Raw genomic sequence first — 26,372 nt, 5'->3', positions numbered from 1 at the left:
GAACTTGACCGGGCCACATCAGTCGCGGACGGCACCGAAGGACACCGAGCCCACCAACTTCGAGCACTTGGCGAGCACGCCGCCGAGCATTGCGAAGGTTCCGAGAGCCTCGACACGACCGGGCAGGCCTCTGCTCCTCGCCAGGGCAAGCCGAATGGTCGTTTACGGAATGCCTCCGAACAACTGTATGACTCGCCCCGGCGGTCGATCGGGGCCGACAGCATCAGCGGTCGACGACTCCCGAGTCAGTCGCAGACCGCACCGTAGGAGGCCGAGCCGACCAACTTCGAGTATTTGGCGAGCACGCCGCGGGTGTAGCGGGACGGCAACGGTTTCCAACCTTCGCGACGGCGGTCGAGTTCCTCCGGATCGATGAGAAGGTCGAGGGTGCCCGCGGCGACGTCGAGGCGAATCTGGTCGCCGTCGTGGACGAAGGCGATCGGCCCACCATCGACCGCCTCGGGGGCGACGTGACCGACGCAGAGACCGGTGGTGCCGCCGGAGAAGCGTCCGTCGGTGAGCAGCAGCACGTCCTTGCCGAGGCCCGCACCCTTGATCGCCGCGGTGATCGCGAGCATCTCGCGCATACCGGGACCGCCCTTGGGTCCCTCGTAGCGGATGACCACCACATCGCCCGCGGTGATCGTGCCGTCCTCGAGCGCATCCATCGCCGCTCGCTCACGGTCGAAAACCCGTGCCGTACCGGTGAATACGTCGGAGTCGAAGCCTGCCGACTTGACCACCGCGCCGCCGGGCGCGAGCGATCCGGCGAGGATGGTGATGCCGCCGGTCGGGTGGATGGGAGATGCCATGGCCCGCACCACTTTTCCGTCGGGATCCGGCGGCGCGATGGTGGCGAGGTTTTCCGCGACCGTTCGGCCGGTGACGGTCAGGCAATCGCCGTGCAGGAGTCCGGCGTCGAGCAGTGCCTTCATCATCACCGGCACGCCGCCGATCCGGTCGACATCGGTCATCACATGTCGCCCGAAGGGTTTCACATCGGCGAGGTGCGGCACCCGACGCCCGACGCGCGCGAAATCCTCGAGTGACAGATCGACCTTCGCGTCGTGGGCGATCGCGAGCAGATGCAGTACGGCATTGGTGGAGCCGCCGAACGCCATGACCACCGCGATCGCGTTCTCGAAGGCCTCCTTGGTGAGGATGTCGCCCGTCGTGATCCCCCGCCGCAGCAATTCCATCACCGCCTCGCCGCTGCGCCGCGCGTAACCGTCGCGACGTCGATCGGTCGCGGGCGGCGCCGCACTGCCGGGCAGCGACATACCCAATGCCTCGGCCGCGCTCGCCATGGTGTTGGCGGTGTACATGCCGCCGCAGGCGCCCTCACCCGGACAGATGGCCCGTTCGATGGCATCCACATCCTCGCGGCTCATCAGACCGCGCGAGCAGGCGCCGACCGCCTCGAACGCATCGATGATCGTCACTTCGCGCTCGCTGCCATCGCTGAGTTTCGCGATACCGGGCAGGATCGAGCCCGCGTACAGGAACACACTCGCCAGGTTCAGCCGCGCCGCCGCCATCAGCATGCCGGGCAGGGATTTATCGCATCCGGCCAGCAGCACCGAACCGTCGAGCCGCTCGGCCTGCATCACGGTTTCCACGCTGTCGGCGATCACCTCCCGCGAAACCAGCGAGAAATGCATGCCCTCATGCCCCATGGAAATGCCGTCGGAGACCGAAATGGTTCCGAATTCCATCGGATACCCGCCGCCCGCGAACACCCCCTCCTTGCACGCCTTGGCAAGCCGGTCCAGCGACAGATTGCACGGCGTGATCTCGTTCCACGAGGAGGCAACGCCGATCTGCGACTTGCCCCAGTCGCCGTCGTCCATGCCGACCGCCCGCAGCATGCCGCGCGCGGCCGTCTTCTCCAGACCATCGGTGACATCGCGACTGCGCGGCTTGATATCGGGACCATTCGGATCATTCACCATGGCCACATCATTCCCCGCTCACCTCCCCACCCGCTGCCGACCACGCCGATCGGCCCGGCGATTCAACACCGCGCGGGCTCAGCCGTGCCGATCGATCTCGGCCATATGCTCCTCCGCCCACATGCGCAGTGCCGATAGCGGCACTTCCAGGGAGAGGCCCAGGTCGGTGAGGCGGTAGTGAACGCGGGGTGGGACTGTTGGCTCGACGCGGCGGGCGACGAGGCCGTCTACCGTGAGGCCCTGCAGGGTGACCGAGAGCATTTTCTGGGATACGCCCGGAATGCGTCGCCGAAGTTCGGCAAAACGCAGCTCGCCCGGGGACACCTCGGCCAGCGTCTTGACGATCATGGACACCCATTTGGTGCCGATGCGGTCCAGGAGGCGACGCGTCGGGCAGTCGGGGTCGAACAGATCGCCGCGGGTAGTCACCTGGACCTCACCACCTGTCGTGAAAGTGCCGTCTTCTCAGTGCCACACACGTTACCTACTGTCAGGTGGTAACCAATGGTGACTATCAAGAAGTAGGCAATGTCTTCAGATATCTCGATACGGCGCATCGAAACAAATGGCATCAGCACCGAGGTCGCGATCGCCGGGAACGGCCCGGCCGTGCTACTGCTGCACGGTTTTCCGCACACCTGGCAGCTGTGGCACGCGGTGATCGGACCGCTCGCTCAGCGGTATCGCGTCATCGCGCCGGATCTGCGTGGGCTCGGTGCTGCCACCCGCGCGCCCGACGGCTATGACGCAGATACGCTCGCCGCGGATGCCGAGGGCCTGCTCGACGCGTTGGCGGAGCCCAACGCGACAGTGATCGCGATCGATGCCGGTACACCACCCGCATTCCTTTTGGCCATGCGGCGGCCAGAGCGCGTGCGTCAGCTCGTCCTCATGGAATCACTGTTGGGCGCTCTACCCGGCGCCGAGGACTTCCTCGCGGCTGGCCCACCCTGGTGGTTCGGCTTCCACGCGATACCCGGACTTGCCGAAACCGTACTCGCCGGAAACGAATCCGCCTACATCGATTGGTTTCTCACTACCGGAACCCATGGGCGCGGTATACCCGAAGACATTCGGGACGCCTTCGTCACGACCTACACCGGACGTGAGGCGCTGCGCTGCGCCTTCGCGTACTACCGTGCGATGCCCAAAAGCGCGAGCCAGATCGAACAAGCCGTCGCAACCGGGCGGCTGACCGTGCCGACCATGGCCGTCGGCGCACATCCGGTCGGCGACGCGTTGGCACGGCAACTACGTCCGATCACGGATGACCTTGTCGCCCACGTGATTCCGGACTGTGGACACATCATTCCACTGGACGGCACCACTCACCTGCTCCGCCTGCTCACGGATTTTCTTGCGGCCGATGTCGATTCGATCGACCCAAGCGCCGGTGTCCGCTGACGAAGGCGAGGCGCGGCCCTACCCCCTGACGCTCGCGAACCCCATGGGCGGCGTCGGTGACGGTCCCGTGCGCAGCACCGGGCGGAAGTCGGGCAGTGCGGGCAGCACATCGGCATTGCGGGCGGCGTAGCAGCGCACGCGCGGGAGTGCGCGGGTTACCTCCGCTCGCTCCACCGGTTCGGCATCGATGAACCCGATGGTGTCCAGTTCCAAGCCGAGGGTGTGCGCGATCCGCAACACCGACGCCGATTTGCGGCCCCATCCGATCTCGATGGCCGAGAACATGTCGTAGAGCCCGTGCCGGTAGAGCTTTTTGAGGGTGAGGTCGCGGTCGCTGCGGCTGGCAACGGCGTGCCAGATGCCGCGCTCGCTGAGCTTCAGCAGCGTGCGCAGGGCGGCGGGGCGTGGTGCGCCGCTGGTCGCGTCGCAGACGACACCATCCCAGAGGGTGTTGTCCAATTCCCAGACAAGGCATCTCAGAGCCGGTGCCATCGCCTGCTCCTATCGGTTGGTCATCGCTGCCTCTCCTGCCGTGTCGTCGGCGGATGGGCTACTGCAAACCATCCAGCGAACGGCACGTGCCGGACAAGCCCCCGCTTTCTCGGGATCCCGTACGGCCGAGGTGATACTACCGATACCGCCGGTGAATGCTCCTGTCAAAAGCCGTAATAGCGGCGAACGAGCCGTTCATAGACCCGGGCGGGCGTGAATCGTCGGGTCCAGAACGAGAGCCGAACGTCGCTGCCGCACAGGTAGGTTCGGCGCGGTTCTGATGCTTCCAGGATGGTCCGGACTTTCCTGGCTACCGCCTCCGCGGACTGCCCGTTCGCCAGATATCCGGTGACGCGCGCCAGCACCGAAGTCCGATCGCCCGTGTATGCCTCGATCGGATCCGCGACGCGCGCAGCGGAATCGATGATAGGGGTGACCGTCCACCCCGGCGCGAGCACCGAGACGTGGATACCGAAACCTGCGGTCTCCATCCGCATCGCCTCGCCGAGACGTTCGACGGCGGCCTTGGTGGCCGAGTACCAGCCGCCATAGGGTTCGGCGATCGCGCCCGCACCGGAGCTCACCACGATCACCCGTCCGTGGCCTTGCGCACGCATGACCGGCAGCACTTCGCGCAGCACGCGGTGGGTGCCGATCACATTGGTATCGATAAGTGCGGCGGCCTCGTCCGGATCGGTCTCCTCCACCGAACCGACAATGCCGTAGGCGGCGAAGGTGACCACCGCATCGATGCGGCCGTGTCGTGCGTGCACGGATTTCACCCAACTCCGCACCGCCTCGCTGTCGCGGACATCGACCGCACACACACCCTCGCGCGCGACCTTGTCGCTGCCCTCGACCGTATAGCCGACGCGCGCAAGGTATTCGACGGTCGCCGCGCCCATACCGTTGGCAGCGCCGGTCACCAGGACGACGGTCACAGCGCACACACCTGCAACACGCGGGGCAGCACCTCTAGGCGCGCCGATTCGACAATCGTGATCTCGCCATCCAATTCGAGCGGCGCGGGTGCGGCGGGCCGAAGTTCCACCGCGGTGTCGCGACGGCAGGTGGCGAGTGCGGAGCCCCTGAATCTGCCGCGGTAGAGACCCGCGATGAGCCCCAGAATCCGTGCCCGACCAGCGGCTTCCCAGATATTCACGTCGAACATGCCGTCCACGCGGGTGACCGGTGTGTCGTAATACATGCCACCGGCGAAGTGGACGCTCTTGAGCACACCGACATTGGTGATCGGTGCGGTGTGTACCCAGTCGGATCCGCGCAGTTGGATGGCCAGTGGCTTGTGGGTGGCGATATTGCTCAGCGCGGTGGCGATAATGGCCGCCTCGACATTGCGGGATTTCAGCCAGCCGATGAGCCCGCGCGCATTGTTGAACGAATGGTTGCCTGCCGCAACGAGTCCCATACTCGCATTGAGCAGGAAGTAGCGAACCGTACGGGTGCCGTCCGGGAGCAGCATGCTGGCCTTGCCGACGTCGACGAGTTCGGGCGCGCCGAGCCGGATGGGGATGTCGGCAATGCTGGTTCGCCCCGGTTTGTGGAAGTCGTTGGAGCTGCCGAGACCGATCGCGCCCAGTGCGACCGATTCTGCTCCGTGCCGTGGTCGATCTGTCGTCGGGTCCATGATCGCATTGAGGATCAGGTTGACCATGCCGTCGCCGCCCGCCGCAACGATCACCTCGGGCGGATCCGACTCGAGACTCGCCTGGACCAGCTTCGTCGCTTGTTCTGCGTCACCGGGCATTTCGACGGTCAGATCGCTATTCCGTTCGCGCAGTATCTCTTCTACCGGACGCCACCTCCGCAGCGCCGTCCCGGCATTGGACTGTGGATTCAGGATGACGAGCATGATTCCTCCTCGATACCGAGCCACTCGCGCAGCCGAGGCCAATCCCCCGTACTTACCAGGCCGGAATATTCTTGTGGGACAGCCGACTCCGGCACGTTCACCAAGAAGACGGGAATTCCGATTCGCGCCGCCGGTGCGTCGTTGGCGGCATCGTTGCCGATCATCACGCACTCCCCCGGTTCCGCATCGAGCCGGTCCAGGAGTTCTCGGTAGAACTCGATGCGGGGTTTCGAGCGGCGCATATTCTCGCCACTGGTCCGAAAGGTGAACGCGGACGGGTCATAGCCGCCCCAGCCGAGTCGGGTGGTGACCGTGCTGTCCGGCCACAGCGGGTTGGTCGCGACGACCTGCACGGTGCCCGCTTCTCGGAGCCGGGTCACGGTATCCAATGCCGACGGCTCCGGTGGAAAACAATGTCGCAGGCGCGGAAAACCCTTCTCCGCCAGACTCTTCAGCTGGAACGCCACCGCGTCGGGTTCGACGCCCAGCCGTTCGGCGAGCAGTCGAACCATCAGGTCGGTGTTGGTGTGCTCGGTGTCATTGGCCCGCACCTGCCGCAGCACGCCGGACAGCACACGCAGGAACCGATGCGGCGGGGTCAACTCGCGAAATACCTGCGCGGCCACCAGCGGCATCAGCGCCTTGAATCGGCGTCGACGCAACCGGACCAAGGTGCCGTCCAGGTCCCACAGCACTATGCGGTTCATTCCTGGCTGTCCAGTACCGCTTGTAGATCGGCACGGGTCAGGCCCAACTGTGCCGCGTATTCGTCGATGCCGGGACGTTCGGTCGCGGTCGTGCCGATTCCGGCCCGGCTCGCCAGTTCCGAACCATATGCGGCACCGAGATCGAAGACAGTCTTGGCCAAAGCCGCCGGAAACAGCCAGCGGCCCAGGTCGCGCTGGAAGACCCGGGTCAGCCGGTAGGGCGCGGAGATTCGCGCACCGAGGTCGGATAGCGGCGATGGGTCGCGCAGCGAGCTCATCTTGCGCGCCTCATCACCGGGCACCAGCAGCAGGTCCGACCACAGGCGACCGAAGCGGTCGCGCTTCTCGCTCGCGAGGGCGGTCATATTGAATTCGGTGTAGGCCTTTTCGATGCGTGAGGTATGGGTGGAGCGGCTGCGCAGCAGGGCATGGATATCGGCGGTCTTGCGCGCGGTGTCGTAGCGGGTGAAGCGGTTGATCTTCGGTTCGATCCAGCCGATCAATGCCGCGAACTCCGGTACCGGAACGAGCCGATCGGCCAGCGAAAGGGCGTGGTACATCAGGCTTTCGCTGCCCGCCTTGGCGATTTCACCGGCGAGCAGGTCGTAGTCGAGGTCCTCGGCGTAGCGGGCCAGATTCCAGATGTCGGCGAGCTCGCGCACACCTGTCTTGTAGTAGGGCAGGTGGATGCCGAGGTGATGCAGGTTGTCCGCGTGTGACATGGCCCAAGCGGGCACACCGTAGAAGTCGATGCGCCGCACGCGCTTCCAGATCGCGCTGTAGTCGACGGTGTATGGGGCCAGCGGGGTGATCAGGCCCCAGTGCGTTCCGACGACAAGCGATCCGTCGCGGGAGACGAACGACGGCAGGTGGTGTGAACGTTCGGCGCGGACCTTCGGCGCCTTGCCCAGCAGTTCGGAGGTGGCGAAAAGGCCCAGCTCCCGGTAGATCTCGATGACGGTGTCGACCTGGTCGAGTTCGACGAGGATGTCCAGGTCGTTCATGCGCTTGTAGCGCGGGTCGTGGTAGACCTCCGCCGCGAACAACATGCCCTTGAGCACGACACAGCGCACGCCGCGTTCGTCGAGGCGACGCAAAAGTTCCCGAGCGCCGGCCAGGCGTCGATCGTTCACGGCGGCGATGTGATCGGTGATGCTGGCGAACTGCGCGCGCACCAGTTCGGGAACGAGGTCGTAGAGCTGCTCGGATTCCAAGCGGCGTTGCACCAGCGGAACGGTCGCATTGAGCTCGGCGAGTTCGAAGACCTCGGCCCAGTCGGTGATCTCGTCGGCGAGCTTCGCCGATGCGGCCCGCTCGTCCTGGCTCGGATCGGCCAGCGCCGCGTGCACCACCAGCCGTTCGGAAGCCGTGCCGCCCGCGGCGATTTCGGTTCCGGTCATATCAGCGGATTCCTTCTTCGGTCGGACCGATTTGTTCGGGATGGAAGGCGAAGCGGCGGGCCACGGTCGAGATCTTCTCCAGGGCGAAATCCAGCTGATCGCGGCTGAGCGTGGCCATCATGCTCACCCGCAGTCGCTGCTGTTCGCGTGGGACAGCCGGGAATTCGACGCCGTTGACGAACACTCCCTCGGCATGCAGCGCCGCGACGACCTCGGCGACGGCGAGGCGCTGCGGCACCAGGATCGGGATGATCGCGGTCTGCGGATCGACCGCGAAACCCATTCGACGCAGTTCGCGCACGAAATAGTCGACATTGTCGTGCAATTGGCGGATCCGCTCCGGATGCGCGTCGATGAAATCGATGGCGGCGAGTACCGAGGCGACGACCGCGGGCGCCAGCGATGCCGAGAACATGTACGAGCGCGCGAAGAACCGCAGCGTATCCACCAGATCCTTCGAACCGGCGACGAACCCGCCGGTGGTGGCGAACACCTTCGAGAAGGTGCCCATGTAGAGCTCGACCGATCCGGCCCCCATACCGAAATGCTCAGCGGTGCCATGGCCTTTCGCGCCGAGCACACCGGTGCCGTGCGCGTCGTCGATGGCCAGCCAGGCCCCGAACGAATCGCACAGCGCCCGAATCTCCGGCAGCGGCGCGATATCGCCGTCCATCGAATACACGCCCTCGACGGCGACCACGATATTCGCGCCCGGGTTGCGCCAGCGGATCTGCATGAGCCGGTGTCGCAGATGTCGAAGATCGTTGTGCTCGAAGGCCATCGAGCGGACTCGCCCGAGCTGGATGCCGTCGTAGAGGCTGGCATGGCTCTGCTCGTCGTAGAGCAGGATGTCGCCCTTGCGCAGCAGGCCGGTCACCCACCCCACATTGGCGGCGTAGCCGGAGGAGAACACCAGTGCGGATTCGCAGCCCTTGGTCTCGGCGAGGCGTTCCTCCAGCCGCCGGTGCACCGAGGTGGTGCCGTTGAGCAGCGGCGGTCCGCCGTGACCGACACCGAATTCGCGCACGGCCCGGACAGCGGCCTCGACGATCTCCGGTTCGTTGCCGAGGCCGAGATAGTTGTTCGACCCCAACATGATCAGGTCGCGAACCGTGCCACCGTCGGGATCGCGGACCTGCACCACCGGTCCCGCCGGTCCGGTGATCTCACGGAGGACGAATCCGGTACCGCGCGCGTTCGCGACGTAGGGCCGGAATTCTTCGAAGCGCTGTTCGAAGGTATGTGCGGCGGGATCGAGGTAATGCTCGAGGCTGAAGTTCTCGCCGTGCGCGGTCTCGTGCGGTGCGGCTGCGGTGGAGGTCATGAGCTGTGTTCCTGAACGATGGTTGCGGTTCCGGCCTTGCCGTCGAGAATCAGCACATCCCCGCTGGCGACCAGCCGGGTGATGCCCGGAACGCCGACGACGGTCGGTATGCCGAGTTCACGGCCGATAATGGCGGTGTGTGACAGCGGGCTGCCCTTCTCGCTGACCAATCCCCCGGCGGCCACCATCAGGAAGACCCAACCCGGATCGGTACTGGATGCGACGAGGATCTGACCGTCGACGACGATATCCGGTTCCGGAGTGGTCAACACCAACGCGGGAGCCTCGACCCGTCCCGGCGCACAGCCGATTCCGTGCAGCACGCTGCCGGAATCGCCGGTCGGGGTGGGATGCTCGAAGGCTGGATCGTTGATGCCGACGGCCGCGATTCCGGCCGTGACGATCCGGGACGGCAACTGCTCGGCGCGCCACCGCTCGTGATCGCTCTTGCGTGTGGCGACCGTGCGCGCCGCATCGGTGTCGACCGCGGTGCCCCGGGTGAGGGCCGCGATCTCCTCGTAGGTGAGCCAGAAGATATCGCGCGGATCCTCGAGCAGCCCGGCCGCGTGCATCTGCCTGCCGTATTCCCGGAAAACCCTCTTGACCAGTCCGAAGGAGCGGCTGCGGCCAAGCCGCATATTCTCGCGCTGTTTCACATGCTCGCGCGCGCGGCCGAGGGCGAACCGGAATGCCAACCGTTGCGGAAGCTTTCCACGGAACAGCTTCGCCGCGGTCTGCTCCGCCGCGCGCCGGATCTGCTTCTCACGGGAGGCCATTTCATCGATGTTCTGACCGCCACGCAGGTAGTTGCGCAGCATAGGAACCAGTCGCTCCGGATGTTCACCGAGCGGATCGGTTTCCAGCTTCAGCTCGTCGACGGTGCGATCGCCGAACAAGGCGATATGCCGAAGGCACGCACCGCGGAAGTCGGCGAATTCGGGCTGCGCCAGTGCTTTCCACACCTCATGCGGTTCCAGTTGTCCCTCGAACAGCTCACGCAGCGCGGCATCGGACCGGACCGATGCGGTCAGTGCGAGCGCCGAGCGAACCGGGTCCACACTGTCGACACCCTCTTCGCCGCAGAACAATTCATTACGCAAGGTGATGGCGGCCGTCTCGGTGAGGCCTTCGCGTTCCAGCAGCAGACCCACGACGTGGAACATCTGCTGGGCCAGAAAGTCATTGAAGATCTGCACCGCGTAGGCGGGTACGAGTTCGTGCAGGCAGCGTTCCATCCACTCCAGCAGTGCCTCCGGATCCCGTTCCCGATCCGGCGTTTCCGGGTTCAGTCGGTGGTCCAGATCGGCGGTGAAGTTCTGGAGTTCGGTGAAGAACGCGCGCAACCGTCGCGGTAGCCGCAACCACCCAACGGTGATGACGGCGGCGATACGCAAGCGCAGCAGATACATCGCGGCCCTGGCCAGACCGCGTTTCGGCGCGACCGGTCGCTGGTAGCGGTTCTCGATATTGAGTGCCGCCTCCCAGCCTTCGATGGCGAACTCCATGCCTGGTATCTGCAGGAACAGCCGGTACCAGTTGCTGATGTTGTAGTAGATGCGGCCGTGCGCGGTGCCGACCAGATAGGGGTAGAGGCTCGCGGCGTTGCGTTCGACGATGGCGTCGGTGGCGCCGAAATCCTTGTGGCAGGCACGGAATACCTGCTCATAGGCATTTCGCAGGATCGAGAAGGTCAGTGGGCTGGACAGACCGGGGTAGGACTCCGCGACATTGACGTTGTCGAAAATTGTTTCGCGGGCACCGGTCGCGGTGATGGGACGGGCCTGGAGCAGATACAGCACGCCGTCCGCGTCATAGGCCCATTCGATATCCTGTGGCGCGCCGAAGGATTCGGCCAATCCCGTTGCGGTATCCACAAGTTCGAGCACCTGCGCGTCGGTGAGTGCCGGATCGGTGATGGCGGCGATCTGTTCGACGACCGTGCCGGAACCATCGGCCGCGACCACGACCCGGCTCTGTTTCTCGGCCACCGAACGGGACACGATCGCGCGCGCGGCGGTGTCGACGAAATAGGTATCGCATTCCACTGTTCCGGCGACCACGCCTTCGCCGAGACCGAGCGCCGCCGAGACGACGGCCTCGCCCGGGTCGCCGGTCTGCGGGTTGCAGCTGAAGACGACGCCGGAGACAGCGCTGTCGATCAGCACCTGCACCAGGACGGCGCAGTCGATCTGGGCGTTATCCAGTCCACGATGCGCTCGATAGAACAGCGACCGCTCCGAGTAGGCCGAGGCGAGCACTTCCAGCACGGCCGCCGATACATCAGCCGGGTCGATATTCAGCAAGGTGTCGAGTTGGCCCGCGAAGGAGTCCGTCGCCGAATCCTCACCGCTCACCGATGAGCGCACGGCCAACCGGGAACCGGATTGTGTTGTGCGATCGATGATTTCGCGCACATCAGCACCGAGATCGGTGCCGATATCCGCCGGGATTTCCTGATCGAGGATGATCGTGCGGATCTTCCCGGACACCGCACGCAACGACGCGGGGTCGGTGTGATCGAGTGAATCCAGGACCGCGGCAATGGATTCACTGATCGGTTCGAGGATGCGCGCGCACGCGGCGGCGCTGAGCACCACGAACGGTGGCACCCGATGGCCCGCCGCCACCAGCCTGCCGAGATTCGCGGCCTTGGCACCCACTTGCGCCGCCATCGTCGCTTCGGCGGCCAGTGCGATATCGCTGACGGTTGTTCCGGTCATAGCGCGGCCTCCTGCATGGTCTCGACCTTCGGCACCGCGGGCGCACGCCGGGTGAGTCGCACGAATACCGGATCGGGGGTATTGGAGATCTCCGGGTTCTCCCGCACCCGCATCCCGTTGACGAGTTCGATGTCGTAGCGGGCCAACAGCATTGCGATGCCCACCCGCACCTCCATCAGCGCCATGTGCTGGCCGACGCACAGATGTGCGCCCCAGCCGAACGGGAAGTAGCGGAAGGGCGGGCGGGCTTTGTTCTGCTCTTTGGTGAACCGGCCGGGATCGAAGGTCAGTGGTGAATCCCAGAATTCGGGGAAGCGATGGTTCACGAACGGGCTGATCACCACGATCGCGCCGGGTCGCAGATCGAAGCGGTCGAAGCTGTCCGGTTCGATGGCGGTGCGGCTGAATGCCCATGCGGGTGGGTGCAGGCGCATGGCCTCGTCGATCGCGCGCCCGGTCAACTCCAGTGCGGGCAGCGCCCGGTCGACGCCGTCGGTCACCGCGAGTGCCATATCGATCTCGTCGCGTACCCGCGCGAGCACCGCTGGGTTGTGGGCGAGTTCGTAGATGGTCCATGCCAGCGCACCGCCGGTGGTCTCGTGTCCGGCGAGCAGGAAGGTGAGCACCTCGTGACGCAGCTGCGCGTCATCCATGGCGTGCCCGGCGTCATCGCGGGCCGCGAGGAGTCGGGCCAGCAGGGACGTCGCTTCGGTATCGGCGTCCCTGCGCCGTTGAATGACGCTGTCCACCACGCGATGTAGTCGTTCCCGAACGCCTCGGAAACGGCGATTGGCCGGGGTCGGCACAGTCGGCGGCACCTGGATGGGTGCGGCCATATGTCGCATCACCCACGAAACACCTTCGCGCACATCGTCTTCGATCTGGGGCAGTACACCGTCGATATCGGAGCCCATGACCGCGCGGCACACCACATCGGCCGCGAAGCCCATCACCTCGGGGACCAGGTCGAAGGCCGTGCCCGCCGCCGCGTACGCATCGAGGCGATCGAGCATCCGCTGTCCGCACTCGACCATGAGCGGAATCTCGGTGTCCACGTGGCGACGGGAGAACGCGGGTTTGATCAGGGCGCGCTGGCGCTTCCAGAGTTCACCGCCGCTGGTCAGCAGTCCGGGTCCGAGCAGATAGTTGAGACTCTGATAGCTGATGCCCTTCTCGTACTTGGCCGCATCGGTGACCAGCACCTGATTGATGTGTTCCGGCTCGACGAGCAGATGCAGCTGCTGATGCACCAGGCGCAGCCGGACGCTGCCACCGTGCGCGACGGCCTGTTCGTAGAACAGCGCGAGCGGGTCGGCCCGGTAATCCGGATACGCACCCAGTGGATGTCGCAGCGCCGGACCGCCCAGACGGCGGCCGCCGAACTTCGGCTGCACACTCATGCCGCGCCCCCGGCGCCGACCAGATCGTCCTCGACCAGGAACAGCCGTCGGGCCTCCGCGCGCTGCACCTTGCCGCTCGTCGTCTTCGGGATGCTGCGCGGCGGCACCACCCGGACCCCGGCGGGCAGCACGCCGGTGCGCTTGCTCACCGCGACCCGCACCGCTCGGCGCAACGCATCGTGTTCGGTCGCCTCCGCCCCGGATTCGACAATGAGATGCAACTCCTCGGAGAGCCCTCGGGTATCGGCATGACCGACGGCCGCGACACCGCCGAGCCGCACACCGGCGACTTCCTGTGCGGCGAGCTCGAAATCGGTGGGCAGGTAGTTCGCGCCGCGGATGATGATCAGATCCTTATGCCTGCCGGTGATGCGCAGCCGACCGTCGCGGAGATAGCCGATATCGCCGGTGTCCCACCAGCCGTCCCGATTGGCGGCCGCGGTCTCCTCCGGCAGCCGGAAGTAACCGAGCGTCATCGACGGGCCGCGGAATTGGATGCGGCCGACCACGTCCGCACCGCAGATGGCGCCGTCCTGGTCGACGATGCGTACCTCGGTGCCTGGCAGCGGTGCACCGCAGTCGACGATGTGCATCGCATCGAGGTCGTCTTCCGGAATATCCAGGGCCACACCGTTTCCGGTGAGCGCCCGGCGCGATACCGAGTCGTAGGCGACCGGCGCGTGCGGCCGGTTCACGGTGACGGCCAGGGATGCCTCGGCCATGCCGTAGCAGGGCACCAGTGCGTCTTTCGGCAGTCCCCAGGCCGCGAAACGGTCGACGAAGCTCTGCACGGTCGGCGGATGGATCGGCTCGGCGCCGCAGAACAGGAACCGCCAACTCGACAGATCCACGCCGTCGAGTTCGGCGTCGGTAACCCGCGCCGCCGCGTATCCATACGCGAAATTCGGTGCCGCCGTGAATGTTCCGCGATACCGGCCGACGGCACGCAACCAGTCCCCCGGACTGCGCAGGAATCGGCTCGGCGGCATGAGCACCGCATCGATACCACGGAATACCGGCGTGAGGAATCCGCCGATCAGCCCCATATCGTGATGCAGCGGCAGCCAGCCGACCCAGGTATCGCCCGCCCCCATCGCGGCCGCCTGTGCGATCTGTTCGCAGTTGGCGGCCAGATTCGCGTGGGTGATCTGCACACCCTTCGGCGTCCCTGTCGAACCGGAGGTCGCCTGGATGAACGCCAGGTCCCCAGGTTCGGGGAGTCTTGGCGCCAGCGTCGGCGCGTCCGGCGAACAGGCCAAGGCGTGCAGTACATCGCCGTCGATGGCGGCCACGACGTCCGGCAGTGCTCCCCCTGCGAGCACCGACCGGGTCGCGACCACCGCCGCGGGTTCCAGATAACCGAGTAGCCGAGTGAACTTGTCGCGGAAGATATCCGCCGAACCGAACCCGCCGGGCGTCGCCACCGCGGTCGGCACCGCGCCGAGCACCAGCGCACCGAAGAACGCCGTGACGAACTCGGGGGAGGTGGGCAGACACAGCATCACCCGATCCCCCGGCTCGACACCCTCAGCCGCCAATGCGGCCGCAGCCCTCCCCGCGGCAGCCGCGAGATCGTCGTGCCGCCACGCGATTTCACCGTCGGCTTCGCCGCGCTCCGGCACGAAAATCGTGGACGGTGCCGATGCCGCACGCTCGGCACTTGCCAATAGCGCGTGCACGATGGTCGGATGCTCGGGAACCAATGCGGTCACTGCTCACCCCGCACGTAATGCACGATCTCGGCGACCGTATTCAACTGTGCTGCAGCGTCTTCCGGAATGATGATGCCGAATGCCTGCTCCAGCTGAATGGTCAGCTCGATCGCGGTCGGCGAATCCAGTCCGTAGTCGATCAATTGCGCGGACGCATCGATCTCGTCCGCCGAAACCCACAGCACCTCACCGACAATGGCGCGCACCCGCGCCTCGATCTCGGTGGCCGGGGTACCTGCCTGTGTATTCACCCGAGTAACTTCCCTTCCGTCACGCAGGCGCGGACCGACTCCTCGAGATCGACGCCGTCGCCGGTGTCGATGCGGTGGAATCCCATTTCGGGGAAGGCCACCGCGAGGGTGTCGCGCACCTGCAGGTATCCGTCACGCAGGGCTCCGAGTCGCTCTGCTGTTTCGTGGGCCTCCTTCGGCCCGTTCCCGGAGCGTTCCGCGCACCGCGCCGCGGCCTGTTCCGGTGGTGCGTCCAGCCAGAGCACCGCATCGGGCAGTGTGGTGCGAAAACGGTCGGCGAAGCCGGGGACGGATTCGGTCACGTCCCGGCGCACCAGATCCGCGATCTCCGACAGCAGGTCCCAGATATCCGGGGAGCTGCCAAGACGCGCGGATTCCGATCGCTGCCAAGCGAGGATGTCGGCGAAGGTGCCCGGTCGGTGGCGCTCCAACACGGCCGCGATCTCGTCGGCGCGATCGTGACCGTTCCATTCCGGGCGGGCCAGCGCGACATACAGCGGCCCGTAGACCAGCAATTCGACCAGCGGATGCCGCTCGAATACCAGCACGTCCGGCGTCCAGGTGGTCAGGAAGTGCCGCTCCACCGGACCGAACAGCGTCATCTGCAGATACATCGCGGTGGCCTTCATTTCCAGGCTGCCGATTTCATCGCATCCGACGCTGAAGGCCTTGAGCTGCTCGGAGAGGTCGGTCAGCGGCACATTCCTGGTGTTGTGGAAGTCCGGGCAGGTCATCGCGGCGAAAGAGCCGGTGGCCGGGGCCAATTCGCGCAGCCCGGCCATGACCGAGGACTTGCCCGAACCGTCGATGCCGACGATCGCGACGCGGCGGGTCACCGGTCGTCCTCCCGCAGTTGGGTGAGAACGGCCCTGGTGATGTCGGCCGGTGTATCGGTGCCGTCCAGGCGAATCCAGCCGAACTCCTCCGACAATGCCTCCAGCGCATCGTGACTGCGTCGCTGGAAGGCCAGGAAGGTTTCCTCGTCGCCGTAGCCGCTCTCGTAGTCGCTGCGCAACTGCTTGCGCCCCAACGCGTCCTGCGGACTCACCGCGAGGTAGAACGTGCGATCGGGTTCCGGGAATCCGGCAGCCAGCTTGCGCAGCACCACCGGATCGCCGCCGTGCGCTACCTCGGTAGCGAAGTACTTGTACCAGTAGGCATTCGCCAACAGGATGTCCGGACCGCGTTCGGCGGCGAGGTCGAAGGACAGCTGCATGGCGTGGAACAGGAAGTGCGCGCGACTCAGCGGAGACAGCAGTTTCAGGTAGCCGTAGATCTCGGCCGGACTGCGCCACGGCAGCTTCGAGGAGACCTTCGGATCGAGGAATGCGTCCCAAATGGTCACGGCGGCAACGCTTTGGCCCTGCGCCTCGAATTCCGCGGCGATGCGGGCCACCTGGGTGGTCTTACCCGATCCGTCGGCACCGGCGATGCAGATCAGGCGTTTGCGTGCGGTCAGTGGTTCATCCGTTCTGGTGGCCGCCGGGCGTGGGTGCTCCGGGGGCTGGGGTTGTTGCTCGGGATCAGTTGGTCGTAGCGGCACCGCACGCGCAGGCACGGCGGGCTCATCCGGTTCCGGGATCGGCGGCTCGCCCGGAACCGGCCGCGGCCGCTCCCGTGCCTGCTCCGGCTCCGGCTCCGGCTCCGGCTCCGGCTCCGCGAGGACGCTGACATCGAATCCGTTGTTGCTTCGATCGGACGGAGGCGCAACCACCTCGGATGCCGTCTCCAGCACGCTGATGACTCCGGCACCGCCGTCGACCCGAATCCGCTGACCGGAGCGAACCGCCGTCGTCGCACCCGCGACATTCAGCACCGCCGGTATTCCGTATTCGCGTCCGATGACCGCCGCATGCGAGAGCATCCCGCCCACCTCGGTCACCACGGCGGAAACCAGCCCGAGCGCGGGCGTCCACCCCGGATCGGTGAACCGAGTCACCAGGATGTCCCCCTCGCGCAGCTGGTCGATATCGGCCAGCGAGGTGATCACCCGCGCGGTGCCCTCGGCAATCCCGGGGCTGCACCCGAGTCCGGTCAGATCACCGTCGCCGATCTCGCGCACCGCGCCGACGGTGACTCCACCGCCGAGCTCGTGCGGCGGCACCAGGTCCCGGTAGCCCGCGTAAACCGCACGGCGATAAGCGATCCGGGGCGCGAGCGTCGAGATGTCCGCCCGTCCGGCCGCGAGATCACAGAGCTCGTGGATGGACAGCTGGAAGACGTCGTCGGCCTGCTCGAGCGTGCCCGCCGCGGCCAAGCGCACCCCGGCCTCGACGACATACGCGCGCACGACCGCATAGCACTGCGATGAGAACTCCCGCATGCGTTCGCGCGCGACGAGATACCGTCGCATCCGCTCGACCTGCTTATCCAAGGCCTTGGCGTGCTTCACCCGCGCCAGCGGCTTGGCCCGCACCCGCGCGCGCACCGCCGCGAGTTCGTCCTCGTAGCGTTTGCGCTGATCCACCAGTGTCAGATCGGGATCCGCGGGTGGCGTGCCGTGTTCGAGCATGCCCGCGATCATCGAGCGCACCCGCTCGGGCGCCTCCGACCAGCGCGGGCTGGTGAGGTCCAGTTCCGCATCGGCGTGGAAGCCCTGATCGTCGAGGAAGGCATCGAGCGCTTTCGTCCATTCGGGACTGTCCAGGCCGTGATCGCGTGCCACCCGGTGCAATTCGACGATGCCGCGCTGCAGCTGCATATGGCTGATATCGGCGAGTCCGCCCATCAGGTCTATGGCCGAGGTGGTCCCGCCGGTCGCGGCGTCCACCTTGTCGAGCAGCTGTTTGAAGTCGGTCTGGACGCTGGAATTGTTGTAGATGGTGGTGAAGTAGGTGCGCTCGGTGGCGGCGTGGAAGGTGAGCAGGCAGTCGGCCAGATCCGCGACGAAGGTGGCCTCGTCGGTGTGCGGCAGTTCGCGTACTCGCTCGCGCCAGACCGCGTATTTCGCGGGCCAGCGCGCCGCGAACGCGTCGACCGCGGCCAGTTGATCCTGGTAGCTCTTCTGCACGGCCAGCGCCGCCGGCAGTGCCCGCGCAATGGTCTTGGCGTTCGTCGGGGTGCGGTGCGGACCGTCGGGGCCGTAGTCGTTGAGCACACCGAGGTCGTCGTCGAAATGCTGTTCGTCGAAGCCGGGAATGCGGAAGAAACACTTCTTCACCGCACTGACATTCCAGTAGGCGCGGCCGTAGTACATGGCCATCCAGTCCGGTTCCACGCCCGGTTCGGCGAGCTTCAGCCGCTCGAAGAACTGCTGCATCGAATACTGGAAGGCGTTGTCGTACAACGAGAACATCATCGGCGTGCAGACCCGCGCCGAGACGCCGCCGTCGCGCAGATCAGCGTCGGAGAACTGGTCGATATCGGTGCGCCAGCTGATCGCGGTAATGGCCCGTGCCTGCAGCAACCACAGTTTCCCTTCGCCATCGATGGCCCACTCGATGTCCTGCGGGCGATGCCGGTGCGCCTGCACCGCGAGCATGAGGTCGGCGAGTTCGGCTGTGGCGGTGGCATTCAGCTCGACATCCTCATCGCCCCCGTCCCGCTCGACCACCGTGCCGTCGAACAGTCGCAGCGTGTATCTGGTCGGCGTGACATGTCCGGAGACGAGTCGTTCGCCGAGTCCGCGGCAGGCTTCGACGACCGCGTGGTCCTCGATGCCGGTAAGCGCGTCGATGCTGAACCCGACACCGGCACAACGCGCGTCGACCATGCGCTGTACCAGAACGGCCACCGAAGCACCGGCCTGGTGATAGCCGTGCCGGGCCAGGTAGGTGCGCACTCGCTCGTTGTGCACCGACTCTCGGCACTGCTCGATGTGTTTGCGCAGGGCGGTGACGTCGGTGATATCGAGGTAGGACTCGTACTGACCGGCAAAACTCGCGTCATCGAGGTCTTCGAGCACACCACTCGAACGCGCGGCGACCGGGAACCCGCCCAGCGCCCGCACCCAGCCGTTCAGATCGTCATCGGATACCTCGGCCAGATCGAGATCGGCGGTGACGACGAAGCCGGGCGGCACCTCGAACCCGGCCACGGTCAGTTCGTGCAGGGTGCCCGCCTTGCCACCGGCACGGTCCGGTGCGAAATCGGCCGCGCCGAGGAACATCGGCGCGGATATGGCTGCGGTGGGAGTTTCGGACACGGTGAGAGCTCCTGTCGGAAGCAGAACCGGGCGCACATCGTGACGGGCGGCCAGGTCGCGGGCGGCGCGTACGCCTGCCACGGTCAGGCCGCCATAAGACGGACTCGGCGTGCGCGGTTCGAAACCGAGCAGAACGGTTTCGGCCATACACGCGTAGACGACCCCGGCGGGCAGCCCGGTTTCGGGAAACGGGGGTGTCTGGCCCAGCGGCAGCGCCATGCGTCCGCCGGAGACCAGGGTGATATTCGGTTGCTGGGATACCGCCGGTGCCACATCGCCGGGGACCGCGAGGTCGACCACGAGCACCGGATGGTCGTCGGCCAGTTCCGCGGCGGTGACCACGGGCACGGCCGAATTCGTGGCGGTGAGGACGACGCGACAGGTACGCAGGGCGGTCAGGTCCTCACTGACCGTCACCACGCCGGGCAGGCCAGCGGCCACCCGCTCGAGCCTGGACGCCGAACCCGTCCGCCCGACCAGGGCGACCGAATCGGCCAGCGGCGCAAGCAGTTCCGCCATGACGGCGCCGATATTGCCGAGCGCGCCGAGGATGCCGATCCGGCGCTGTCCCGGTTCGAGGCGGGCGAGTTCGGCGCGCACCACCTCGTAGGCACAGGCCGCGGTGAGCGAATTGCCGGAAGTCACCTTGACGTTGTCCTCCACGACATCGCGCGAGGCATCGGTGACAATGGACGTATACCCACCGAGCCCGATTACGCTAGCGCCCAAGGCGATTGCCTGATCGACCGCCTCCAGCACCAGATCGCGCAGCCAGGCCCGATGTCCGGCGCGCTGGCATTCGATGATCTGCTCGGCCGAAATCGGCACCGCGATCAGGCATACCTCGACCACGGCGCCGGTCGGCGACGTGACGAGCTGTCTGGTCAGTTCGAAGGGTTCGGCCACCCCGCGCAGCCGTTCGAACAGTGCGGCGAATTGGCCGTCGGACCATTCGGCCAGTTCCGGTGCGAATCTGCGCAGATCCGCGGCCTCGGGCAAATTGGCCAGGAATACCACCCTGGTCGGGGCGTTCCAGTCGCGGGCGACCTCGTGGATGCGCCGCCGCGCTGGCGACCTGCGTTCCGGCACCGGCCAATTCGTGCTGACCGGTGCGGCCAAATGCGCGAGCAGCCTGGCGTAGTCGCCGCGGTGCAACAGGGCGGCGAGATCGTCGAGCGCCGCCGTCAGCCGGTCCAGCTCCGCATCGGCGAGGAACGCCGAGGGCTGGACGCGCAGTGTGGTCGGCGCGGAAAGCGTTGGCAGCATGCGGATCCGGTGGACGTGCAGCAGGTACCCAGCCACCACGTACCCGAACATATCCGGATCGCAGATCTCGCGCAGCAGCGCGGATGTCGGTTCCGGCGGCGATAGTTCGATGCCCTGCAGCAGCCCGCGCCCCCGCACGGCGACGATTTCCTCGGGCCAGCGCCGCGCCGCCGCGTCGAGACGGGATCGCAGCCGCGCACCGGTATCGCAGATGCGGATCTGGTTGTCCCGCAGCAGGTCCAGTGCCGCGTCGGCGACCGCGCAGGACAGATCGTCATCGGCGAAGGTCGAGGTGTGGTATCGGCCGAAGTCGGCGATCGAGCGCTGCCGGTCGACCAGCAAGGCGGAGATCTTCACCAGCCCGCCGCCCAGCGATTTCGAGAGCAGGTAGTAGTCCGCGGGCACCTGCGACGGTGATGCGGCAAGGAAGGTTCCGGTGCGGCCCATACCCGACTGGATCTCGTCGAATACCAGTGCCGCCGTGTGCCGATCGGCCAACTCACGCAATGCCCGCAGGGTCGCGGCCGGAACCTCGCGCACGCCGCCCTCACCCTGGATCGGCTCGGCGAATACCGCGGCGATGGGCGAGATCCTGGTCCACGACCGCACCGGCCGACCCGAGCCGTCGAAGGTGATCCGGCATACCGGCCGCAGCTCCTCGGCGAACGCATCTACCACCGCGTCCGGATCCCAGGTGTCGAGCCTGCGCCGCTCCGGCCCCGGCACCACCAGGTCCGCGGGCGTATCGGCCTGCTCGGTCAGGGCGAAGGCACCGGCGGTCTTGCCGTGGAAGGCACCGGTCAGCGAGACGAAAACCGGTCCGCGCCGCCGCAATTCGTCGATCTCGCGCACTGATTCGGCGAGAATCTCCGCGACCGAGCGGCCGTCGTCGTCGGATCCGTTGTCGGCCACGGCAATCGGACGAATATCGTGCAGGCCGTCGCGCCGAACCCGGCGCAGGGTGCGCCGTAGTTCGGTCTCCAGATCGCCGAGGGCCCGGGCGTGCGCCACCGCCGCATGCCGGATCGCCGCCTCCACCGCATCGGCGCCGGTGGACCCGAAGGTCACCACGTACTCGCGACCGCTCCCGGCGCCCACCGCCTCCGAAAGCCGTCGGGCAAGTCGCGCGGCCCCCGGCCGGACACTGCCCTGGGAGACGAACGGCGTCCGCGAATTCAGCCGCGCGGTCGCCACCCGCACCAGCGCCGGATGGTTGTGCCCGAACAGCGCGGCACCGAAACCACCGACAAGATCCAGTACCCGGGTCCCATCCGGTCGGATCAGGTAGTCACTTTCGGCACCCGCATACACGACATCCAGATGGCACGCACGGAGCAGCCGAGCCAGTCCGGGGCGGTTGTGCCGTGCGAAATCCTCGAATAATTCGTCTTCGGAAACAATGGCGGAGGAATTTATTTGTTCCGAAAACAGAACGCCTGCCGACACGACTTATGCCCCTATACCAGAGTGGCGTTCCGCGGCGGACTTGGCGATCACACAGTCGATTACATCGCGCGCGGTATGCAGTGTCGCGGCTTCCGCGTCGGAGATCTCGATTCCGAACGTGCGCTCAAGTTCGATGACGAGTTCGGCCGACCGCACCGAGTCCAAGCCATAATCCAGCAACGGCGTATTCACGTCGATCGACGGCACCTGCAATCCCCGCGAAAAGAGTTCACGCACCCGCGTACCGACATCGTTCGATCGGGTCATCGCACGTCCTCCCATACGCTCGAACCTGCCGCGTCCGCCGTGCGCGCAACGCGGGCACAAACCGTCGAATCCATCGCGCACAGCATGAATACTCGCTGTTCAACGTGGAATTCGTCGTCAGCCGAGACTGCGATCACTTGCCCTCCGATACGGCAATCAGGACTGTCACGTCCGATATCTAGTCCATGCGCACGACTGTTGGCCATCACAGTGGTGCATGCACACATCTGTACACCGCAGATTTACGGCTGGCAATGTGAATAGCGTTGAGTCAGAGCCGGTTGGATCTAACAGCAACTATTAGGCTAATTCAGCTCATCGATACGCATGGCGCCCAACTACGCCCATCGAAAAGGGGGCCGACGAGGGCGCGTCTGAGACAATGCATTCCACGATTCGCGGTCACAGATAATTCATCCATTCAGCCCTTCATCGCGGCGCGGAATCATTTGGCAATAAATTCGCTGTTCATGCCCGGTTCACTGAGCGGACAGCGAAGTTTGCGAACCGACCCATCGGTATTTTTGTTTTGTATTGGGTGGTAACACATTTCGTACGGAATACAAAGTCACGTAACGGCATTTTTACTTCAGGCGGCCGGTCATGTGCCGCACCCGAACTTCCGGCTAACTTCTGGTCCCGGTGACGGATGTGACGGCTCTCATTACCCGTCGGTAGCTCCTCTGAAGCACTGTGACCGTTCACAAGCGTCCGCCCGCCCGGATGGCGCGCTCTCACAGAACGATGCGAACCGGTCCACACGTCACCTCGGACGGTTAGTGTGAATGCTCCCCACAGCTACACCCGTGGCCGAAAAGGAGACGCCAATGTCCGTCGACCACTCGACCAGGCCGACCCTGACCCTCTCGGGCAAGCCGATGTCGTCCCCGCTCAAGGACGTCCGCGCGCTGTCCCGACAGATGGTCGGCCACTTCGTGGACAACGTCATCCCATGCTCGACGATGCCAGGGGATGCCATTACCGGCGATTTCACCGCCAGCACCCGCGTCTGCCTCGAGATCGCGGTCAGCATGCTCGACGGCAAGGACATCCCGGAGAAGGTGCAGCGGCTCGAGGACCATGCCGCGGGCTGGGCCCGCGAGGGCGTGCCGATCGACACCATCCTGCATTCCATCCACGAGGGCTTCCAGATGGGCCTCGAACTGGTGGTGTCCAGTGCGACGATCAAGGACTACGACAATCTCGTCGACGGCGCCAAGATGGTCGTCGAACTGCTCGACAAGCTCACCTCCGCGATCTCGGTGGCCTATATCCGCGAGTTGCGCGCGGTCGTCAGCGAGCATCACACCGCCGTGCACACACTCACCTCCGCACTGCTCGGCGGACACAGCACCTCGACCATGGCCCGCGAATGCGGCATCGCCATCGCGGAGTCGTACGACATTCTCGCCGTTGCCATTCCACCGCATCGCGATGAGCACAATCCGATGCTGGACAGCCAAGTGGTGGCCCGGCGCAAGTTGCGTCGGCTGCAGGCCGAACTCGCCACCCAATGCGGCGCGAGCGCGCTGTCGCTGCTGAGTGTGGACGGCGGCACCGTGCTGATCCCCTCGGCCCAGTTCGACAACGACGAACTCGACGCCGTGGTGACCAGGCTCTCGCACGCCGCGCAGGTCGGCATCACGGCGACCATGGTGGTGGCCACACCGGAGCAGATTCCGAACGCCGCCGACCAGGCGCACGAACTGCTGGACATGGTGCAGCGGCTGCAGGCGGTGGCCGGGCTCTACCGCTTCGACGAACTCGCCCTCGAATACCAACTCACCCGGCCGGGCCCTGGCCGCGAGTACCTCGGTTCGCTGCTGGATCCGCTGGACGAGCACCCCGAACTGCTGGAAACCCTGCAGCGCCACATCGGCAACAACCTCAACCGCCAACGCACCGCCCGGGTACTGCACGTGCACACCAATACGGTCGACTACCGGCTCAAGCGCATCGGACAACTCACCGGCTTCGACCCATCACAGCCTTCCGGGCTCTGGTATCTGCGCTCCGCTTTGGTCGCGCGCACGTACCGCACGTGACATCGAGAAGGCCCGTCGGATGATCGTCCGGCGGGCCTTTCGCTTGTCTGGTGGGTATTCCCATCAGAAGGGTATGCCCAGCCCCTCGGCCAGCACCGGCCACGAAGTCTTCAGTGCCTCTTGCCAATACCCCCACGAGTGGGTCCCGGTGGGCTGGAAGTCGTAGGTGGCCGGGATGCCGAGTTGATCGAGTTTGCCGCGCAGGTTCTGGGTGCACCAGTTCACCGCCGATTCGATGACACCGCCGATCACCAGCTGATCGAAGAACCCACGCGGCCCCGGCTGCATATGGGTGCCGTTGTAGCGGTCATACATGCCCGGCACGCCCGTACCCGTTGAGATGAACAGGTGGACGCCGCGCAACTGGTCGGCATGCAGGTATGGATCGTTGGCCGCCCACATCGGATCATTCGACGGGCCATACATATTCACTGTATCGCCGCCGCCCCAGCCCTCCACCGCGAGCTTCACGAACTGCTGGCCGATCGGATCACTGATCTGTGCACAACCGCTGTAAGCCGCAACCGCCTGGTACAGACCAGGTTTCGCGATCGGCAACTGCAAAACCGAAGTCCCCGAAGTGGATAGCCCCGCGATGGCATTGACACCTGTAGTGCCGAGCTCCGCATCGATCAGTGGCGGCAACTCCTCGGTGAGAAACGTCTTCCACTTGTACAGACCGAGTTTCGGATCCGGTGCTCGCCAGTCGGTGTAGTAGCTCCACCTACCACCGACCGGCTGCACCACATTCACATCTTTGTCGGCGAGGAACTTCAGCACATCGGTGTTCTTCTGCCAGGTCGCACTGTCCTGCCCGCCCCCACCACCATTGAGCAGATACAACGTCGGCCGCGGCGTCGACCGATCAGCCGGACGCAATACCTTCACCATGATGTCCTGCCGCATAGCAGCGGAATACACCCGCAGCTGCACCGTGCGATCATCCTCGGCCCACGAGCCGGTGATCGACGACGGCGGGTCATCGGCCATCGCATTCGGCGGCGCCACAACCAGGCCCGCTGTTAGCGCGAACGCAGCCGCCGCCAACGCGGGCACCCAACGGCGACACAGTATTTCGATGCCACTCACAACCGAACGCTCCTAGCTGGCTTCATCGCCCACCCTCCTGCACGATCACGGTGTTTTCGAACCGCCACACTGCTCGACGGCACCTGAACTGCGCCAACGCTAGAACCGTGCAACTCGACCGCCCGCAGGGACCGAGATGGTCTGGACACCTCACGAAGGCGCTCGATACCGGCTAGGGACACGACATAACAAGCAGGATGTATCGATTTTCGGCAGCCATACGAGTCGCGCGCCGAGGATCGCCTGACCCAGTGGCCCTTCAACCTGAGCCGGGGCACGAAGATCCGCGTCAGCAAACGATCATCGCTACCACTGGCGGCGAGAACTGATCATGGCGCATGACGGTGCGGTTGCTCGAGCGTATCCCGTGACCGTGCCCATATCTGGGTCGCATCGAACTGCGCGGCCTCCCATGAGTCGGTAGCGATCCGGACACGGCGCCGCCATTTCCGCACGATCTCGGCATGGACAGGCCATCGGACAAATCGCCTCATATCCGCCTCGGTCTCCCATACGGAGATCGAGCCACCGCGGAACTCCGATGGCCTGCCCCACAGCCACAAGCCGACGGCGCCGTGCATCACCGGCCAGGTTCGACCGAGGTCCAAACCGGTCTCGTAGACGAGTTGAACCTCGGATCTGGAGGTGGTCAGGAAATCGGTCACGCTGACGAAGACCGGCCCGGAAATTCCTTCGAGCGGTCCGGCTTGCCAAGGCATGAGCACGGTGCCACGCGAAAACGGGTGTTCTTGGGACGCGCCGTGGCTGTCTTCATCTGGGATGCCGCCACCGAAATTAGTAAGCATATGCACATGATATGCACGTGCACATCATTGGTCAATGCGCGGTTCAGCGTCAGGGCACTCGATTGACGGCACGGTAG

General features: G+C 65.6%; 19 protein-coding genes. 2 read left to right on the top strand and 17 right to left on the bottom strand.

Annotation, left to right across the window (positions count from 1 at the left end):
- Window positions 1-245 precede the first annotated feature (245 nt).
- Together ilvD and ACQP1T_RS16340 are read right to left on the bottom strand one after the other, a co-directional pair.
- Window positions 246-1,952 (bottom strand): dihydroxy-acid dehydratase, encoded by a 1,707-nt coding sequence (ilvD, locus tag ACQP1T_RS16345; protein ID WP_433761198.1) that lies wholly within the window; start codon window positions 1,950-1,952, stop codon window positions 246-248.
- Between the two features lie 78 nt (window positions 1,953-2,030).
- The gene (locus ACQP1T_RS16340) at window positions 2,031-2,381 is read right to left on the bottom strand and encodes a winged helix-turn-helix transcriptional regulator (protein ID WP_433761196.1); all 351 of its coding nucleotides are present in this window, start codon (window positions 2,379-2,381) and stop codon (window positions 2,031-2,033) included.
- A gap of 99 nt (window positions 2,382-2,480) precedes the next feature.
- Here ACQP1T_RS16340 and ACQP1T_RS16335 point away from each other — a divergent pair, with 99 nt between their 5' ends.
- Window positions 2,481-3,356 (top strand): alpha/beta fold hydrolase, encoded by an 876-nt coding sequence (locus ACQP1T_RS16335; RefSeq protein WP_433761194.1) that lies wholly within the window; start codon window positions 2,481-2,483, stop codon window positions 3,354-3,356.
- A gap of 18 nt (window positions 3,357-3,374) precedes the next feature.
- Here ACQP1T_RS16335 and ACQP1T_RS16330 read toward each other — a convergent pair whose 3' ends face one another.
- The 13 genes from ACQP1T_RS16330 to ACQP1T_RS16270 all read right to left on the bottom strand — a co-directional run bounded on the left by ACQP1T_RS16330 (window position 3,375) and on the right by ACQP1T_RS16270 (window position 22,355).
- Window positions 3,375-3,848 (bottom strand): HAD-IIIC family phosphatase, encoded by a 474-nt coding sequence (locus tag ACQP1T_RS16330; protein ID WP_433761193.1) that lies wholly within the window; start codon window positions 3,846-3,848, stop codon window positions 3,375-3,377.
- Window positions 3,849-4,012: 164 nt separating this feature from the next.
- Window positions 4,013-4,789 carry an SDR family NAD(P)-dependent oxidoreductase gene (locus tag ACQP1T_RS16325; RefSeq protein ID WP_433761191.1) on the bottom strand — a complete coding sequence of 259 codons (777 nt, stop codon included), beginning with the start codon at window positions 4,787-4,789 and terminating at the stop codon, window positions 4,013-4,015.
- The gene (locus tag ACQP1T_RS16320; protein ID WP_433761190.1) at window positions 4,786-5,718 is read right to left on the bottom strand and encodes a diacylglycerol/lipid kinase family protein; all 933 of its coding nucleotides are present in this window, start codon (window positions 5,716-5,718) and stop codon (window positions 4,786-4,788) included. Before ACQP1T_RS16320 ends, ACQP1T_RS16325 begins: the two co-directional genes overlap by 4 nt.
- Complete coding sequence (locus ACQP1T_RS16315; RefSeq protein ID WP_433761188.1) at window positions 5,703-6,425, bottom strand: HAD family hydrolase; 723 nt, start codon at window positions 6,423-6,425, stop codon at window positions 5,703-5,705. Before ACQP1T_RS16315 ends, ACQP1T_RS16320 begins: the two co-directional genes overlap by 16 nt.
- On the bottom strand, window positions 6,422-7,825 hold the full coding sequence (locus ACQP1T_RS16310) for a nucleotidyltransferase domain-containing protein (protein ID WP_433761187.1): 1,404 nt from the start codon (window positions 7,823-7,825) through the stop codon (window positions 6,422-6,424). The genes ACQP1T_RS16315 and ACQP1T_RS16310 overlap by 4 nt, the downstream gene beginning before the upstream one ends.
- A 1-nt stretch (window position 7,826) precedes the next feature.
- A complete protein-coding gene (locus ACQP1T_RS16305) occupies window positions 7,827-9,149 on the bottom strand; it encodes an aminotransferase class I/II-fold pyridoxal phosphate-dependent enzyme (RefSeq protein ID WP_433761186.1) in 1,323 nt (440 codons plus the stop codon).
- Window positions 9,146-11,869: a PEP/pyruvate-binding domain-containing protein gene (locus ACQP1T_RS16300; protein ID WP_433761185.1), complete on the bottom strand. Its 2,724-nt coding sequence runs from the start codon at window positions 11,867-11,869 to the stop codon at window positions 9,146-9,148. Before ACQP1T_RS16300 ends, ACQP1T_RS16305 begins: the two co-directional genes overlap by 4 nt.
- Window positions 11,866-13,269 (bottom strand): cytochrome P450, encoded by a 1,404-nt coding sequence (locus ACQP1T_RS16295; RefSeq protein WP_433761183.1) that lies wholly within the window; start codon window positions 13,267-13,269, stop codon window positions 11,866-11,868. Before ACQP1T_RS16295 ends, ACQP1T_RS16300 begins: the two co-directional genes overlap by 4 nt.
- The gene (locus ACQP1T_RS16290) at window positions 13,266-14,981 is read right to left on the bottom strand and encodes a fatty acyl-AMP ligase (protein ID WP_433761181.1); all 1,716 of its coding nucleotides are present in this window, start codon (window positions 14,979-14,981) and stop codon (window positions 13,266-13,268) included. The genes ACQP1T_RS16295 and ACQP1T_RS16290 overlap by 4 nt, the downstream gene beginning before the upstream one ends.
- Window positions 14,978-15,232, bottom strand: coding sequence for an acyl carrier protein (locus ACQP1T_RS16285; protein WP_433761180.1), 255 nt, complete (start codon window positions 15,230-15,232; stop codon window positions 14,978-14,980). The genes ACQP1T_RS16290 and ACQP1T_RS16285 overlap by 4 nt, the downstream gene beginning before the upstream one ends.
- Window positions 15,229-16,068, bottom strand: coding sequence for a hypothetical protein (locus ACQP1T_RS16280; RefSeq protein WP_433761179.1), 840 nt, complete (start codon window positions 16,066-16,068; stop codon window positions 15,229-15,231). The genes ACQP1T_RS16285 and ACQP1T_RS16280 overlap by 4 nt, the downstream gene beginning before the upstream one ends.
- Window positions 16,065-22,088, bottom strand: a complete 6,024-nt coding sequence (locus ACQP1T_RS16275; RefSeq protein ID WP_433761178.1) for an aminotransferase class III-fold pyridoxal phosphate-dependent enzyme — start codon at window positions 22,086-22,088, stop codon at window positions 16,065-16,067. Before ACQP1T_RS16275 ends, ACQP1T_RS16280 begins: the two co-directional genes overlap by 4 nt.
- A 3-nt stretch (window positions 22,089-22,091) precedes the next feature.
- Window positions 22,092-22,355, bottom strand: a complete 264-nt coding sequence (locus ACQP1T_RS16270; protein ID WP_433761176.1) for an acyl carrier protein — start codon at window positions 22,353-22,355, stop codon at window positions 22,092-22,094.
- Between the two features lie 827 nt (window positions 22,356-23,182).
- Between ACQP1T_RS16270 and ACQP1T_RS16265 the strand changes: the two genes are divergently transcribed.
- Complete coding sequence (locus ACQP1T_RS16265; RefSeq protein ID WP_433761174.1) at window positions 23,183-24,400, top strand: PucR family transcriptional regulator; 1,218 nt, start codon at window positions 23,183-23,185, stop codon at window positions 24,398-24,400.
- A gap of 63 nt (window positions 24,401-24,463) precedes the next feature.
- Here the strand turns inward: ACQP1T_RS16265 and ACQP1T_RS16260 are convergent, their stop codons facing one another.
- Window positions 24,464-25,390 (bottom strand): alpha/beta hydrolase, encoded by a 927-nt coding sequence (locus ACQP1T_RS16260; protein WP_433762227.1) that lies wholly within the window; start codon window positions 25,388-25,390, stop codon window positions 24,464-24,466.
- A 428-nt stretch (window positions 25,391-25,818) separates the two neighbouring features.
- Window positions 25,819-26,295 carry a hypothetical protein gene (locus tag ACQP1T_RS16255; protein WP_433761173.1) on the bottom strand — a complete coding sequence of 159 codons (477 nt, stop codon included), beginning with the start codon at window positions 26,293-26,295 and terminating at the stop codon, window positions 25,819-25,821.
- Window positions 26,296-26,372: the final 77 nt, after the last annotated feature.

The organism is Nocardia sp. CA-135398, from assembly GCF_050955845.1.
Lineage (GTDB): Bacteria > Actinomycetota > Actinomycetes > Mycobacteriales > Mycobacteriaceae > Nocardia.
Note: the sequence above shows the minus strand (reverse complement) of the source record. Positions and strands in the feature narration are given on the sequence as shown.